At 59.7% G+C, this 15,087-nt stretch carries 12 protein-coding genes; 2 read left to right on the top strand and 10 right to left on the bottom strand.

The genetic code is table 11. The features are described 5' to 3' along the window. Positions 1 to 327: 327 nt before the first annotated feature. The 6 genes from HNQ71_RS26860 to HNQ71_RS26835 all read right to left on the bottom strand — a co-directional run bounded on the left by HNQ71_RS26860 (position 328) and on the right by HNQ71_RS26835 (position 7,791). The gene (locus tag HNQ71_RS26860) at positions 328 to 3,198 is read right to left on the bottom strand and encodes an ATP-binding protein (RefSeq protein ID WP_184876069.1); all 2,871 of its coding nucleotides are present in this window, start codon (positions 3,196 to 3,198) and stop codon (positions 328 to 330) included. 216 nt (positions 3,199 to 3,414) lie between these two features. Beyond that, positions 3,415 to 3,789, bottom strand: a complete 375-nt coding sequence (locus HNQ71_RS26855) for a serine hydrolase domain-containing protein (RefSeq protein ID WP_184876067.1) — start codon at positions 3,787 to 3,789, stop codon at positions 3,415 to 3,417. 150 nt (positions 3,790 to 3,939) lie between these two features. Then, the gene (locus HNQ71_RS26850; RefSeq protein WP_246462154.1) at positions 3,940 to 4,692 is read right to left on the bottom strand and encodes a response regulator transcription factor; all 753 of its coding nucleotides are present in this window, start codon (positions 4,690 to 4,692) and stop codon (positions 3,940 to 3,942) included. 2 nt (positions 4,693 to 4,694) lie between these two features. Continuing rightward, positions 4,695 to 5,084: a response regulator gene (locus HNQ71_RS26845; protein WP_184876065.1), complete on the bottom strand. Its 390-nt coding sequence runs from the start codon at positions 5,082 to 5,084 to the stop codon at positions 4,695 to 4,697. Next, positions 5,081 to 5,728, bottom strand: coding sequence for a response regulator transcription factor (locus HNQ71_RS26840; protein WP_184876063.1), 648 nt, complete (start codon positions 5,726 to 5,728; stop codon positions 5,081 to 5,083). Before HNQ71_RS26840 ends, HNQ71_RS26845 begins: the two co-directional genes overlap by 4 nt. Continuing rightward, the gene (locus tag HNQ71_RS26835; RefSeq protein ID WP_184876061.1) at positions 5,725 to 7,791 is read right to left on the bottom strand and encodes a PAS domain-containing sensor histidine kinase; all 2,067 of its coding nucleotides are present in this window, start codon (positions 7,789 to 7,791) and stop codon (positions 5,725 to 5,727) included. Before HNQ71_RS26835 ends, HNQ71_RS26840 begins: the two co-directional genes overlap by 4 nt. Before the next feature lie 579 nt (positions 7,792 to 8,370). On the opposite strand from HNQ71_RS26835, the gene HNQ71_RS26830 reads away from it, so the two are divergent. Together HNQ71_RS26830 and HNQ71_RS26825 are read left to right on the top strand one after the other, a co-directional pair. Then, positions 8,371 to 8,667, top strand: coding sequence for a hypothetical protein (locus HNQ71_RS26830; protein ID WP_184876059.1), 297 nt, complete (start codon positions 8,371 to 8,373; stop codon positions 8,665 to 8,667). Between the two features lie 138 nt (positions 8,668 to 8,805). Further along, the gene (locus HNQ71_RS26825) at positions 8,806 to 10,332 is read left to right on the top strand and encodes a DegQ family serine endoprotease (protein WP_184876058.1); all 1,527 of its coding nucleotides are present in this window, start codon (positions 8,806 to 8,808) and stop codon (positions 10,330 to 10,332) included. Positions 10,333 to 10,560: 228 nt separating this feature from the next. On the opposite strand, the gene HNQ71_RS26820 is transcribed toward HNQ71_RS26825, so the two are convergent. The 4 genes from HNQ71_RS26820 to HNQ71_RS26805 form a co-directional block, all read right to left on the bottom strand. Then, positions 10,561 to 11,619, bottom strand: coding sequence for an AraC family transcriptional regulator (locus HNQ71_RS26820; RefSeq protein WP_184876056.1), 1,059 nt, complete (start codon positions 11,617 to 11,619; stop codon positions 10,561 to 10,563). A gap of 660 nt (positions 11,620 to 12,279) precedes the next feature. After that, positions 12,280 to 12,612 (bottom strand): hypothetical protein, encoded by a 333-nt coding sequence (locus tag HNQ71_RS26815; protein ID WP_184876054.1) that lies wholly within the window; start codon positions 12,610 to 12,612, stop codon positions 12,280 to 12,282. A gap of 249 nt (positions 12,613 to 12,861) precedes the next feature. After that, complete coding sequence (locus HNQ71_RS26810; RefSeq protein WP_184876052.1) at positions 12,862 to 13,767, bottom strand: hypothetical protein; 906 nt, start codon at positions 13,765 to 13,767, stop codon at positions 12,862 to 12,864. Continuing rightward, complete coding sequence (locus tag HNQ71_RS26805) at positions 13,760 to 14,365, bottom strand: hypothetical protein (protein WP_184876050.1); 606 nt, start codon at positions 14,363 to 14,365, stop codon at positions 13,760 to 13,762. Before HNQ71_RS26805 ends, HNQ71_RS26810 begins: the two co-directional genes overlap by 8 nt. Between the last annotated feature and the right edge of the window lie 722 nt (positions 14,366 to 15,087).

Genomic DNA, 15,087 nt, shown 5'->3' with positions numbered 1-15,087 from the left:
ATCCGCCTGAGCTTGCGAACGGGCGCGCGCCAAAACTATTGTGCTGCCGGGGAGGAAATGGTCCGGAGCGTTCGGTGTGATGAAGCCACGCGAATGTCCCAATTCTGACTCCCTCCAGCGTGGCGATTGTCTGGTACTCCATGCCAAGGAACTATCCGCTCTATGAGCTGTGAGGCGAGTTCAGCGTTGCAAATAGCTGTAAATATTCGCGCCCAAGACAGGCTGTGAATAAGCCCATGCGTGGGGCATCGCTCCAGGCTCCAGGCGCCTGGCGCGAGCATGAAAGAGCCATGGGGTTGGAAGCGGACCGCGACTGGTTTGCCCAGCTCAGCTGGTCGAGCTCAGTTCGTCGAGAAGTCGGCGAGCGGCAACCAGATCTTGGGTTCCAAATCCCTCTTTGAACCGCTGATAGATGTGTTCGAGCATGGAGCGGGCGTCCCCGCTCCGGCCGTGTTCCCCCCACATGCGTGCCAGAGGAATTGCAGCTTTCAACTCCCAACCCAGGGCGGATTGCTTGCGCGCACGATCGATCGAACGGAGCAGCGAGCCCTCTGCTGCAGGAAGGTCCGGTCTCGGCTGCGTCAGCAGGATTTCGCCTCGGGCGCGCAGCAAGTCGGGCAACCACAGTATCTCGCCGACTTGCTCCGCATGCTCCACAGCCTCGTCTATAGTGGCCAGCGCTTCCTCCGGTCGACCGGAAAGGGCCAGGCCCTCGGCCAAGGCACGCGATGCCGGCAACGTCACGATGCGGTACCGATTGGCATCCATCGCTTTCAGTCCTGCCCGCAAGATTTCGACGCCCGATGCCGCCTCGCCGCGCGCGACCATGAATTCACCCTTCAGCGCGAGGCCAACGGCGTGATAGGGAGCAAGGGAGTATTTGATAGCCTGCTCGATTACGATTTCGGTATGCTCTTCCGCTGCTTTAAGATCGCCACTCCAGTGGAGAACAGGGATGAGATAGATGAGAGCAATGCAATATGAGACCGGGTGATCGTAGCCCTGCGCAGTCCTGATTCCCTGACGTGCGACTTTGCAACCCTGGTCCGCGAAGCCGCACAGCCATAAAGACCTGGCCAGCGTTGCGAGCCCTGACACATGGTGGTCGTGGCCAAAGAAGCTCACCCTCCCCAGCTTGAAATCTGACGCAAGCGCCATGCCTTGTTTGCAGTGACGCAGCGCGGCCGCCTGATTGCCGGTCAAATGATATGATCCACCCAACATCCATTCGGTCATTGCGTTTTCGGTCGGGCCTCCGCTCGCCTTGGCAACGGTGTCGCTTCGTTTGGCGGCTGCCAACGCGCCGCTGAAGTCGCCCTGGCGCGTGAGAAAAATGTAGAGTCCAGAAAGCAACTGGAGTTGGCGCCCTCCATCCCGCAAAGCCTCGCAGAGGTCCAGGCCTCGCTCGATGCCGGCCCTGACTTCCAAGCTGTTGCCGCGGGCGTACATGGATGACATCGCCAGAGCCCCCTGGAGCTCCAGTTCCAGTTGCATCCCGTGATCCGTCTCGTGCAGCGCGCCCAGTGCTCGCCGGCACCATTGTTGACACTCATCCAGCAGTGAAAGCCCCAGGAATAGCGCAGCCCCATGCGCAGCCAGCTCAATGGCGATGGAACGGTCGCCCGAGCTGGAAAAACTCCACGCGAGCGCTTTGCGGACATTGCCGATGTGCGGAGCGTAGGCGGCTACGTTGTGGCCATCAAAAGCTGACCCTTTGGCCATGCCTTGCGCCAGAAGGCCGACGAAGTAGCACGCGTGACGTCTTTCGGCGGCTTCTGCCTCCCCGCCTTCCGCGAGCTTGGCCGCGGCATAGGCGCGTGTTGTGTCCAGGAGCCGGTAGTAAGCAGGCCCGCTTGTCGACAATATCCCCATGAGAGACTTGTCGATCAGGCTGGCGATCGTGTTGGTGACCATTTGCGTCTCGCCACCGGCATCCCCGGCGACTGCATGCGCCGCCGCCAGCGTGAATTGGCCAACGAACACGGACAGCCTGCAGAGGGTTCTCTGCTCATCCGCCGACAGTAGCCTGAAGCTCCAGTCGAGCATGGCCTGCAGCGTCTGATGCCGGGGCAACGCGCTGCGCCTGCCCTGCAAGAACAACCCGGCGCCGCTGTCCAGGAGATCGGCGGTTCCTTGAATACCATGGGTGCCCACACGACTGGCAACCAACTCGATCGCCAGAGCAATTCCATCGAGCCGGCGGCAGATATTCGCAACGATCGGAGCTTCGGTGTCGCTGAGCTCGGCACGGTGCCCGCTCGATCCCGCCCGCTCCATGAAAAGCTGGACGGCGGGCGAAGCCAGCGCCTGAACGGCAGATGACGTGTCGTCGGGCGGACTGTCGAGAGGCATCAGCAAATGCACATACTCGCCCTCGACGCGCAACGACTCGCGACTGGTCGTCAACAAGTGCAGCGACGGCGCTGCGCGAAAGAGGCGTTCGCACAGCTGCGCAGCCGTCTCGATCACATGTTCGCAATTGTCAAGAACGACCAGGGTCCGCTTATCGGCCAGGAAGGCGCTTATATACGGCTCGGGGTCGGGCCCCTGGACAAAGCAGCCGAGCGCCGATGCGACGGCAGAGGGAACGTCTGCCGGAGCGGTGAGCGAACCGAGATCAACGAAGCAAACCGCATCGTCGCCTAATTCCCGACGCAGCGCGTGGCCGACCGCGACGGCTACGGTCGTCTTTCCTATTCCGCCTGGCCCGACCACACTGACGAAGCGCCGCGACAACAGCAACGAGGACAGGGTGGCGACGGTCTCGTTCCGCCCGACCAGCAATTGCAAGGGCGCCGGGAGACTCGGGGGCAGCACGGAACCGGCAGGAGCGGCAATCCGGTCGGTGCCGTCCGCGTTTGAGCGCCGAACCGGTGCAACGAAAGTGTAGCCCCTGCCAGGAACATTGACGATGTATCGAGACCCGTCTTTGCCGTCTCTCAGCACTCTGCGAATGGCGGCGATGTGCACACGAAGATTGGCTTCCTCGACGAAGACGCCCGGCCAAACGAGATCGATCAGTTCTCGCCCGCTCACGATCTCACCCGCTCGGCCGGTCAACGCAATCAGAACGTCGAGCGCGCGGCCGCCGATGGCGACCGGTGTGCCATCCTTGACCAGCAATCGCTCAGCCCCGATCAAGCGGTAGCAGCCGAAACACAGGATTTCGCCGATCCCTAATTCTCCGTCACTTGCCATGACAGTCGTCCTGGTCGCTGCCAGCCTCATGCTCGAAGATCCGGGCGATCTTCTTTGCATCTTTTTGCGACCTTTAACTCGCCGGGACCGGCGCTCCGGGATCATATTGGGCGGTGTCCGAAAGAAGTCGGGAACCAGGGGCGCCAGCGCATCTTGGTGCCACGCGTTGCGCGAAGCGAGGAAACCGCAGTTCTCTCGGCTGCAGCATATGGAATGTCATAGTGCCTGGTTCCTTGTTGATGGGCTCCGTTCGAGGCTGAAAGGCGCGGTCGGTGGCAAGCGATTTTGCTCCGGCACGTCCGCATTGGACCGATCGTGGCGCTGGCAGGTCCGCTTTCTGACGATGCCTTCGACGGGAGTACTGGCATCGAGCTTGCCGCGATCGACAGGGATCATGGCAGCGGTCGCGAAAATCGATGTCGACCTCGAGAAAATACGGAAAAGCGCATCCTCCGCTGCCCTGCCCACCGGAACCGCTTCACTGGCTGAGCAGGAGAAGCGAACGCCGTTTCGGTCACCCATTAAGCCGACAACGAAGGGCAAATCTCCTTCGGCCACGCTCCAGTCGAGAACGTCCTGCAACATCGACATCGATGATACCTCTCCCAGACCCCCTCTATAGCGATCGGGCAAAATGTCTCTCTACGCGCTGCCGCGGAGAGAAGCGCAAGGATAAAGGAAGCGTGTCCGGGTCTCCATTCTGGCTTGGTACAGATCCGTATTCGTTCGGCGGGTTGGACACTACTTAGGTCTATCCAAAATAGCCCTGAGGCTAGTTGTGGGAGCAGGTGCCGAGCGCAGCAGCTCGGCCATCCTGACCAAATCGGCCAGGGATTGCGCGCCCATCCTTCTCATGACTTGAGCACGATAAATCTTAACCGTGGATTCTACCACTCCAATCCTTCCGGCAACCTGCTTGTTCATCAATCCTGCTGTCACCAGATCCATCACCTCGCGTTCGCGCTCGCTCAGCGTCTGAAATCGGGTGAACGTCTCGATCGCCCGCCGATTGCTATCGAGGCGCGTGCCGTCCAGCTCGATGGCCCTTGTGACGGCATCCAGCATTTCCTGTTCGCGAAACGGCTTCGTCAGAAAGTCGACTGCACCAGCCTTCATGGCTTTCACCGCCATCGGAACGTCGGCGTGGCCGGTCATGAATATGATTGGAATACGGATGCCGGCTGCGACAAGGCGAGCCTGAAAGTCGAGACCGCTGATGCCGGGCATACGAATGTCCAGCACGAAGCAGCTCGCAAGGTCGGGCAATTCCATGTTCAATAGCTGGGTCGGAGACGAGAAGGCCTGGCTCTGCAAACCGACGGATTCCAACAAATCGACCAGCCCTTCGCGCATCGAAACATCGTCTTCGACGATGAAGACGAATGCATCTTGGGTAGTCCCAGCATAGATGGGGACAGCCACCGGACGGGCGTATGACTGCGTCGGCTGCAGCAGCATGCGTTCGTACTCTCTGGTCATCAGATCACTTGTCATCATTACTCCCCTTGCGATGAGGCCAAAACGGCCAGGGCGACCGCCGCAAGCAATGCTGAAGCATCGAAGGGCTTTCGAAAGAACCCATGATGACTTTCAGCAGCCGCGCGCCTTTGGTCTGCGGCTTCATGGCGCGCCGTAATGAAAATGACGGGCAAGTCGGGGCGCAGAATTCGCGCACGCCGGCGAAGCTCGAAGCCGTCGACAACTGGCATGCCGATATCGGCTATCAGGCAATCTATCTTACGCAACTCGTCGCGTTCGAGGAAAGACTGAGGGGATGAGAACAGACGGACCGAGTGCCCCGCCGACTCCAGGAGATCTTCGATCGACTCGAGGACCCGAACGTCGTCATCGACAACCGCGATCGTTGATTTCCGTGCAGTTTTCATTTCGAAGATGTTCCCGCGCGCCGAGAATGGGTTACTGGTACTTGCAGCCTTTGGGCGATCCTCACGAGATCGGCCAGCGATGCAGCCTGCATCTTGTGCATGATCTTGCTGCGGTGGATTTGCAGCGTCACCTCACTGATCCCAAGTTCGGCGGCCGCCTGCTTGTTGAGCAGACCGCTGACGACCAGAGGCAGAACCTGGCGTTCGCGAGAGGTCAGGGAGGAAAGGCGGCGCTGTAGCGCCACAAGCTCGGCCCGCTCCAGGCGGACGTCGCAATCCCGATTGATCGCCGTGTGGATGGACTTCATCAACTCGGTTTCGCTGAACGGTTTGGTGAGGAAGTCCACGGCGCCGCGTTGGATGGCGCGTACAGAAGATGGAATGTCACCGTGTCCGGTGATGAAGACGATAGGCGGATGTTGATCGTTGCCGGTTTGTTTCTGGAATTCCAGCCCGTTGATGTCCGGCAGTTCGACATCGAGGATCAGGCAACCGGGCAGGTCCGGCCGGGGAAAAGCTAGATATTCAGCTATCGAGTTGAAGGCGACGGAAGCCAGGCCTCTTGCCGCCAGAAGGTCGCACAGCGACTCGCATATGCGGTGGTCGTCATCAACGATGAAAATGATACAGTCGTCCTGGGTCATGCCGCGTCGCCCGATTGGATCGGCAGCGTAAACGAGAACACCGTTCCCCTTGGCTCGATGCTCTCTGCCCAAAGCCGGCCGTCGTGTGATTCCAGTATCGAGCGACAGATTGCCAGGCCCATACCCATCCCCTCCGCCTTCGTGGTGAAGAACGGTTCGAAAATTCGTTCTGGTTCGGCAATTCCGTCGCCGTTGTCGCGGACGTCGACAAGGATCTCGTTCTCCCCATAGCGACGTGATCCAAACTTCAATGATTTCGACACGTCGATTGTCGACTTCATTGCGTCGATCCCGTTGCGAACCAGATTGACCAGCACCTGCTGCATCTGCACGCGGTCGGCGAGCACCGGCGGCAGCGCCGGATCGAGATCGGTCCCAACGAAGATGTCCTGCGAGATTATTTCGTCGAACAACAGCTGACGCACCTCGCCGATCACCTCGTTGAGATTGATTGAGGTTCTGGACGAAGCTGTTTGTATGAAGAGTGCTCGTATTCGGCCGACGACCTCGGCCGCGGCCATGGAATCGCGAACGATTCGCTCCGCGGTAATGCGTGCCCGCTGCAGGTTTGGAGGATCCGCCGACAGCCAGCGTTGGCAGGCATGACTGTCGGTGATGACAGCCGCCAAGGGCTGATTGACCTCATGCGCGATCGAGGCCGACAGCTCGGCGAGGCTCGCAAGCTGCGAAGCGCGCGAAAGCTTGTCCTGGGTCGCACGAACGGCGTCATGTGCTCTCATCTCGTCATCGATGTCGATGATGACGCCGTACCATTTCACGATGCGGCCATCGTCGTCCCGTAGTGGCATGGCGCGATTATCAACCCAGCGATAGACGCCATCGCCCCGGCGGTTGCGGTACCGCATGGCGAAAGGCTCCCCGGTCTTCAATGAGTGCATCAGGTTTCTCTTTACAGCCTCCAAGTCATCGGGATGCATAAGGCGTCCAAGTGCCCCGTCCAGCTTGGAACCCTCCTTGGGCGGACTGGGGTCGATCTTGCGGCCGTAGTAGGTTTCCAACTGCTTGTTGATGTAGGCTGGTTCGCCCTCGGGAGTGACGGACCAGACGAGTGTCGGTATGGTGTCGATAAGTTGCTGGAGTTCATACTGTCTGGCTCGCAATGCCTCCTCGGTCCGCTTGCGATCGTCGATGTCGGTGTTGCTCCCGAACCACTGGATCACAGTGCCGGAGGCATCGCGCATTGGCTCGCCTTGGAAAAGGAACCAGCGGTACTGGCCATCGAAACGGCGTAGCCGGGCCTCGATCTCGCCCGGCGCACCGGCTGCCAGGAGAGATCGCCAGTATTCGACAAGCCGGTCTCGATCGTCCGGATGTATGGCGGCAGTCCAACCCCAGCCGGCTGCCTGCTCCTGAGACAGCGCCGTGTATTCGTGCCATCTTCGGCTCAGGAATTCGGTTGAACCGTCCGGGCGGGCGGACCAGACCAGTGTCGGAAGGGCGTCGATCAGCCGCTGGAGCTGGAACTCTCTGGCCCCCAGAGCCTGTTCCACTTTCTTCAAGTCGTCGATATCGAGCAGGATGCCATACCACCCGATGAACTTGCCGTTCCGATCATGCCTGGCGCAAGCCGCGACACGGAACCAGCGGTAAGCCCCATCGTGGCGACGAAGCCGGTACGCGCCATGAAATTCCTGGCCATTCTCCAGGCATTGCGACATGAGGCCCGCGGTTCGGTCGAAATCCTCCGGATGAATAACCTGCCGGCAATGGAGATTGCTGGTGTCGACGGTGCCGAGATAGGCCCGAAGGCTCGTGCTCGCCTTGGTCAACCGGCCTTCCGGGTCGACGATCCATGCCAGTCCGGGAATGCCCTCCAAGAACTCGGGCGCGTCATACCCAGCGCGATCCAACGCACCCTGCCCTTGCGGCCCTTGAATGAGAAAGCCGGTCAAGATCGCAGTTACGGCGAGGAGGGTCATACGCACGTAAGTATTGGGTCCGGCGGTCTCAGCCAGTTCGCTGGACAGCCAGAATACCAACAAGCCGGCGCCGCAAATGGCTATTGTCGAGCCATACTTCCGCAGCAGCGGCTGTGCTTTCATTTTTGGACACCTCCGGACGCGGCTACTGCTGCCGCGCAAATCGGCATCAGGGCCTCGCCCTACCAGAAGACGACACGATCAGTCCCCCGAGATATCGGACTTCTACCACACTATATCAGAACAGGATGCCGCCCGGGCATAATGGAAAGATGTGATAGAGGGCCGGTCGCCCGCCGCTGCCGTAACACCACGAACTGGGCGCGCAGCACCAGATCATGCTCAAATACGTGGTCCCCCGTCGCATTGGCCGAACTGATACCGGTCCGCCGAACATCCGTCGGGACCGATGCCCGGACTGGACACGCAGCATCCTCCGATGGGCATACCAGGGGTGATAAGCGCAAGGAAGGGCCAGCCGCCGCAAAGCAGACAAAGCCGTCCACAAACCAGCCGGTATGCTGCTGTCGAACGCGATGGAAGGCGGCCCAGGAATGGCAAGTAGATGAATGTCGGGCTGGCGGCAGCAACCTGTCGGAGTCGGTCACAATGTGGCCGTCTGCGAAAGACGTCTTCCAAGATCGAAGCCACCAATTTTCTGCGGTAGCGGTTGCCGGCAGACATACGAAGAGGAGACTACAAATGGGCTGCAATCGAGCGCTGTTGCAGATATCATCCATTGGCGCCGGCGTTTTCATGTCGATCTGTCTCGCCGGCACAGTAGCGTCGGCTACAGCCAAAGATCAGGACACCGTGGCAACCGTGGTTGCCGACCAGGTGCGAAGCCAAGGCTTCCCTTGCAAAAATCCAAGTTCTGCCAAACGCATTGCGGCCGAGTCCGTACCAAATCAGACCGCCTACCTGCTCGAATGCGAGGGGACAACCTACCGGGTGCTCTTGATTCCAGACCAGGCAGCTGAAGTGGCCAGAGTTGACTGAAGCCCAGCCTAGTAAATCGGCTTGATCGGAAGCTAATCAGCGAGGCTAGCGCATCCGATCGGCCGTACGCCGGATAGACGGTTCCGCACGAGGAACACGCCACGGCGCCAGGACCAAAGCCTCGCACGGGTCGCGACCATGTCAACTTTCAAGATCCTCCGCAGGCACCGCGCCGTGCTGCTTTTCTCCGCCGTCCTCGTAGGGCCGCTCGTCGCTGGGGTCGCTCTGAACGCGAGTTTGGCCGATACGAAAATGGGCTCCTCCCCGGAGGCCTCCGCCAATCGCGCTTCGGTCACCTCCTATGCTCCGATCGTTGCGGCCGACAAACCAGCAGTGGTGACGATCACGTCGATCATGAAAACTTCATCGGCGCCCGATGGCCAATCCCAGCCCTCAGACAGCGGTCTGTCGTCCGATGAGCGGATGCCTCGATTCTTCAGCAATCGGGGAATTCCGGCGCCCAAGGCACCACCGCAGGGAGCGACGCAACTGGCAGAGGCCCTCGGCTCCGGCTTCATCATCAGTTCAGACGGCACCATCGTCACCAACAACCATGTCATCGACGGAGCTTCGGATATCATGGTGACGCTTGACGATGGAACCGAGCTGCCGGCAACCCTTGTCGGCCGCGACGCAAAATCGGACCTTGCGGTCCTGAAAATAAAGGCTGGGAAGCCTCTTCCCACTGTTGCCTGGGGCGATTCCGACAGGCTCAGGGCAGGCGACCCGATTCTGGCGATTGGCAATCCGTTCGGCATCGGAACGACGGTCACTGCCGGGATCGTTTCCGCCCGCGGGCGCGACCTCAACAGTGGTCCCTACGACGATTTCCTTCAGATCGATGCGCCGATCAACCACGGAAATTCGGGTGGACCTCTTGTCGACACCAACGGCACTGTCGTCGGTATCAACACCGCGATCTACTCGCCCAATGGCGGCAGTGTCGGCGTCGGATTTGCGATCCCTTCCAATGAGGCCGAAAAGATCGTCGCCAAGCTGATGAAGAACGGTTCGATCGAACATGGGCTGCTCGGCATCGAGTTGCAGCCGGTGACAACGGACCTCGCCAACGCCCTCGGCCTGCCGAAGCCCGAAGGTGCCTTGGTCGCTAATGTCGGCGACGGATCGCCCGCCTCTCATGCGGGCGTCGAGACCGGCGACGTCATTACCGGATTTGCCGGTCGAACCATCAACGAGCCCAAGACCCTGTCTCGAGCCGTGGCGGATCTCTTGCCGGGAAAAAGGGAGGCGCTGTCCGTTTGGCGCAATGGGAAGACAGTTGCGTTGTCGGTGGTCATCGGCGGCAATGACGTCAGCGTCAAACCGGTGGCCGTAACCACCTCTTCGCAACCGCTGCATTCCAGTTTTCCAACACTCGGTCTGGCGCTTGGTGACCTCGATCGAACCGTTCGCCAGGCCTTGAATGTGCCTTCACAGGTGGATGGTGCCGTGGTCGAGGGTGTCGATCCGGACCAGCCGGCAGCCACCTCCGGCATCGAATTGGGAGACATCATCATCTCGGTCAATGGCGTGCCGGTGAAGACTGCAAAGGAGACCAGCCAAGCCATTAGTGTCGCGGCAAAATCCAGCAGGAAGTCGGCGCTGCTGCTGGTCAAGCGCGGCGACCAGCAGACATTCATCGCTGTGCCATGCGGCAATGGTTGAAATGTGCGGGTGCCGCCGGAATGGTGCCGTCATATTGACGCGAAACGATTTCAGTCTCCTCGAGGGGACGAAATGCGGCCTCCGGGCTGCCCCCCGGCGAGGGCGATGAAGCGGAAGTGGCGGATCGGGCAGAGAAGACTCGACCCTCAATTGCGCCAGCTACCAGATCTCCGATCAAGGGCCGGGGAAGATGACAGCCAGGACCCAGCCAGCCGGGCCGTCCAGGGCCTATCCGAGGCTCCGCTGGTAAGCACTCGGCGTCAGGCCGGTCGCCTTGCGAAAAGCGGCCGTGAATGAGCTGGTTTCGCTGTATCCGACAGTCAATCCGACGTCGGTCACCGAATGAGCGCGCGTCGCTAGGAGACCCTTGGCATGCTCGATTCGACGGTCGATATGATACCGATGCGGAGGCATCCCAAAAGACAGCTTGAAGGCGCGGCAAAAATAACACGGGCTCAACCGGGAAAGCTCCGCGAGAGTGGCGAGCGGTACCGGTTCGCCCAAATGCGCCTCGATATGCGCTGTTACTATCCGCTGCTGCCAACCCGCAAGTCCGCCTCGAAGCTGAGGTTCGGCTCTCGGCGTCCCCTCATGGAAACGGACCAACTCATGAGCCAGGACGATGCCCAGTGCTTCCAGGTAACGCCAATTCTCCAGATTTGGACTTTCGAGCGACCTCATCAGTTTAAGGGCTGTGCCCAAAAGCGTTGCGTCCTCAAAGAAGAGCTTCGCCACGAACGTCACATCGGTGATGCCAGCGTTGAACGGAACTTGCAGCTTGGCAGGATCAAGATAGACAAACATGAGACGCGCAAACGTCCGCGGCGCATGCCATTCAAGATATTCGCGACCGGCGGGCACCAAGGTAAGCCGGCGACCAAAATCCCGCAGTTTCGACCGGGGCAAACCTTCGACGAAGGTGTCACCGTCTCGGCGCGTGCCCTGCTCGTAGACCACCAGCAAGTGCATGGGCGCGCGAAACCGGAATTCGAATTTGTCATGACCGGCGGCTTGGACCACCTCGGCAACTATCCCATCCGAAATCACTGTGCGACTACTCACCACGTCGGCTGAAGATATCTCGACACGGCAATCGGCCCCATCGGCGCTCCGGCGCGCGAACTGCGGATGCGCCACGGAGTTGGTACGGTGTGCCTTTCCGCCGTTGAACGGAGCGCGCCAATCCGCCGACAACAATGCGCCCGTTGGCTCCGGTCGCCGAGCATTGGCCGCGAAGGCAGCAATCGCGGGTAATTCGATGTCGCTGGAGGCAGGATTCATCAACATGGCTTGGCGCACATCCTTCGTGTTATCCCAACTGATGTCAGCCTAAGGCGCCGGTGATGATTTACTCCATTCTACATCCGTAGGTGGACTTAGAGTATTGGTCTGAACCGCTCATACTTTGGTTTGTGATTGGACGTCGCGATCGATTGTAATGGTGTATGTACCGAACGGACCAATGGGCCGGTTCTTCAATTGCGGCCGATCCCAGGTGATTGGTTGATTTGGCGGGGCCGTACGTCAGGTCTTGATGACCTTGAACGGGGTCCCCTGTATGGCTGGGCTTTTTGACGTTGCGCGCGAAATCCGCAAGCTGGATGCAAAGCCGGCAAGAACGACGAAGCACCGGCGGCAAAAACCACTAGGCTGTTGGGTGGGCATTGCGATCGGTGGTTTCGATCCATTTTCGTCACCATCGTGGCAGCGCTCCAACTCGTGCCAGATTGGTTTTCCGGGCCCCCTCCCACGCCCGCCGATCGATTGTGAAGGCCCTCCTCCCCCCGGGAGCGTTTCTCACGGCTCGAGTTCTTGGGCCGATGGCATGTCGTCATCGGCCCATTTTCTCTGCGCTCGGCTGTCGCAGGTGGGCCAACTCAAGTCGACGGCGCGGTCAAGTCGGCCTCAACCGCGATCACCGCGTAGCGAGAGGCGCAACACCTCTGGTCAAAACCGGTCCATGCCTGAAAAAAGATCGGTCGGGGGATACTTGTCCCCGTCGTTATCGAGCTGCGATGCCGGCTTCTTGGCCGATCTGCTTGTCGATACTTGACCATGCCTTGGCAACGAAGTGTGGTTGCTGTTCGTTTTTCGTTCGACACGATCGAACTTTGCCTGCATGCGTCCTGGAGGCGAACCTGCGGCAGCGGCCCAAGCCGTTGACAGAAGGACTGCCGCGAGTGCAGCCCCAATTGAAAGAGAACTCATGTGATTCACCTGTTGCGTCGTTCTGTTGCACAGCGCGGCAATATTCGAATAAGCGATAGAATTAACGCTCATGCCCGCGATCCTTATATAGGTCTCAAAATACGCTCTGAACCACTATACGATACACGTTGAACATAGCAGCAATAATTTTGGTTATTTAATCTTCAAGTATCATTCCACACATAAGAAATGATCTGGCGCATAAGACCAGCAGGTTATTCCTGCCGCCAGCTTTCCGCGGTTGGTCCGCGGTCCTCGCGTGGCGGCTTCATCCCTGGCCGCGGAGACCTGGACATACTCATGCACAGCGCGGCGCGTGTGTCAGTCGAAGATCGGCTTTCCGATTCCGTTCGAAAAAATGTTGCCGAGATAGAGGTGGAGCTGTGCACGCACGCCGATGTCGCGGCCCGAACTCGCATTGACCGGAACGATCGCCTCCACCCCGAGTTGAGCGTACTCGCCCACCCAGATAACGCCAGGATTGATCGTGCCCGTGGTCTGTCCAGCCGAAGGCCCGTTCAGCGGCGTCTGCATCGCGAATTCCACCAGCGGCACCAAACCCTCGGCGAAGCGATGAGCATTACCCTTGTCAGCGGAATGCGAATTGGTGAGCAGGCTGTATTCCAGGGCAAAGCCCCATTGCAAAATGTCAGGATTGTCGACCGTGGTGGCGCCGGTCACGGTGGTGGATTCGGTCGGCAGCGCGACTCCTAGGGTCGCGGTGACATTAACCGGACGCAGCCACGCCAGCGAATCCGACAGATCGCCGAAGCCCTTGCCGATGTAAAGCGTCGGTGTCACCGTCGAGAACGACTTGGCACCGAGATCGGACGATCCGGTGCCGCCCAGCGCCAGCGTACCGCCTGCCGAGAACACGAACTCGTGCTCGGCACTGGAATAGAGTTCATATTGGGTGCCGAGCACCAAATCGTCGAAGCCCGAGCGCGTGCTCCCCCGACCGACCATGCGGTAGTTTGCGGTAAACGACACCGACCAATCCGGGGTTATGAGCTTGCTGTAGGCGAAAGGAAAGTCGATCTCGCGCGAGCCGGTGTCGGGCAACTGCATCAATTGGGGAAAATTGACGAAGTCAGCCGGGGTGGGAACCACGGTCGCAAGAGTCGAGGGGAAGAAACGGTCCCCAACGTAGGACGCCGATGCTTCCGAACATGCAACGAGAGGCGCCAGGAAGCTGGGCACCACAAGGTACCGCGCCCAGTTAGCCATCCCACTCTCCTGCTTGACGCGCCCGACGCCGGCCACATCGTCGACTATGGGCTTCGCTTGCATCCACTGGCTGTAGGAATTGGAGATGATCATCCCCTTGGCCATTCACGCATGGAACGATGCGCTTGGGGTATGGATGAGACCGGGTCGGTTCAGTCCGGGCCTCGTCTTTCTCTGCAAACCAAAGCAAGACGATCACCAGGTCTGAATAGATGGCGAAGAAAATCAAAAACGATCTGGCGACCACGTCCACGGTTGAGCCCGCGAGCACGGTGAAAAGGCAGAGCGGTCCTGTTATGGCGACGAATTCGAACCAGTGCGTCTTGCCGATACGGTCGCGCCACGACAACGCATCGATGATCGCCGGGTCGAGTGGGTCGATGCCGGCAGAGACTGCGGAGCCAGGCACCGAAGCATGCCGACGGCGGCCCAGAGGGAAGAAGCATCCGAATTGGACAGTGCCCATTGCTCTCGGCCTCCAGGCCGTCGCCTCGCAAGCCGCGGATCTGACTGGTCGAACCGCGATCGCCTTCCAGGATGGCGTCAGATTCATGTGCAGCAGTGTCGTCGAGCCGTTAATGGCGATGCCTTGCTCCATCAGGGCTGTTCCGGTCGCCAGCAGCGCGCCCCTGCCTCCAGCGGCGGACTTGCAAGGTCGCATCGACTTCCTGGGTGCCATGCGTTCAAATCCTCGGGATCGAGCGCCGAATGTTGCGCCCAGGCAAAGAAATGTCTTTCGCAAACGCCGCCCCAATTCGAGTATCGCCCGTTGCACCGATTGGCTTCTTCAATTGGTTTCCAGGCGAAGCCGGGGGACCAGCGAGCAAATCGCGGATCGCCAAGCGACCCCAACTGTGTTCGCAGTTCTCGTCAAAAACTGTGCCCGTCCGACGCCTCCCGACAGACAATCCCAAGTAACTTCTTTGCCATTTGGGTTATGCAGCCATACCAATGGATTATTCATGCCAACGGCAAAATCTATGCATGCTTCCCCGACCGACAAGGAGCAAAAGAATGAAATGCCTGAACTGCGTAGGTGCGGTGAAAATACCTCACCAGTACTACTTCTGCTCCCAGGAATGTTTCGGAGAGACAACCCGCAACACCAATTGGAGGATGTTGAGTGATGGCCTTCCGCCTACTGGTTTTCCTGCTGGTGGCCAGCCCCGCACTGGCCCAGGACCAAACTTCCCACGTCCCCATTGGCCCTCCCGAGGGCAATTACGGCCAAGGGCACGAGAAGTGGCACAGCATCTATATGGGGATGCATAACACGTTGGGTGGCTCATGCTGCAACGGCGGCGACTGTCGGCCAACGGT

This window comes from Mesorhizobium sangaii (assembly GCF_014207355.1).
GTDB classification, from domain to species: domain Bacteria; phylum Pseudomonadota; class Alphaproteobacteria; order Rhizobiales; family Rhizobiaceae; genus Mesorhizobium; species Mesorhizobium sangaii.
The sequence above is the reverse complement of the archived record's forward strand: the minus strand, read 5'-3'. Positions and strand labels throughout refer to the sequence as shown.

Excerpts from the sequence above, each read along its gene's own strand:
- HNQ71_RS26815 (WP_184876054.1), bottom strand. The coding sequence starts at position 12,612 with ATGAGCGTTAATTCTATCGCTTATTCGAATATTGCCGCGCTGTGCAAC.
- HNQ71_RS26845 (WP_184876065.1), bottom strand. The coding sequence starts at position 5,084 with ATGAAAACTGCACGGAAATCAACGATCGCGGTTGTCGATGACGACGTT.
- HNQ71_RS26850 (WP_246462154.1), bottom strand. The coding sequence starts at position 4,692 with ATGACAAGTGATCTGATGACCAGAGAGTACGAACGCATGCTGCTGCAG.
- HNQ71_RS26855 (WP_184876067.1), bottom strand. The coding sequence starts at position 3,789 with ATGTCGATGTTGCAGGACGTTCTCGACTGGAGCGTGGCCGAAGGAGAT.
- HNQ71_RS26835 (WP_184876061.1), bottom strand. The coding sequence starts at position 7,791 with ATGAAAGCACAGCCGCTGCTGCGGAAGTATGGCTCGACAATAGCCATT.
- HNQ71_RS26810 (WP_184876052.1), bottom strand. The coding sequence starts at position 13,767 with ATGGCTAACTGGGCGCGGTACCTTGTGGTGCCCAGCTTCCTGGCGCCT.
- HNQ71_RS26825 (WP_184876058.1), top strand. The coding sequence starts at position 8,806 with ATGTCAACTTTCAAGATCCTCCGCAGGCACCGCGCCGTGCTGCTTTTC.
- HNQ71_RS26820 (WP_184876056.1), bottom strand. The coding sequence starts at position 11,619 with ATGTTGATGAATCCTGCCTCCAGCGACATCGAATTACCCGCGATTGCT.
- HNQ71_RS26830 (WP_184876059.1), top strand. The coding sequence starts at position 8,371 with ATGGGCTGCAATCGAGCGCTGTTGCAGATATCATCCATTGGCGCCGGC.
- HNQ71_RS26805 (WP_184876050.1), bottom strand. The coding sequence starts at position 14,365 with ATGGAGCAAGGCATCGCCATTAACGGCTCGACGACACTGCTGCACATG.
- HNQ71_RS26860 (WP_184876069.1), bottom strand. The coding sequence starts at position 3,198 with ATGGCAAGTGACGGAGAATTAGGGATCGGCGAAATCCTGTGTTTCGGC.
- HNQ71_RS26840 (WP_184876063.1), bottom strand. The coding sequence starts at position 5,728 with ATGACCCAGGACGACTGTATCATTTTCATCGTTGATGACGACCACCGC.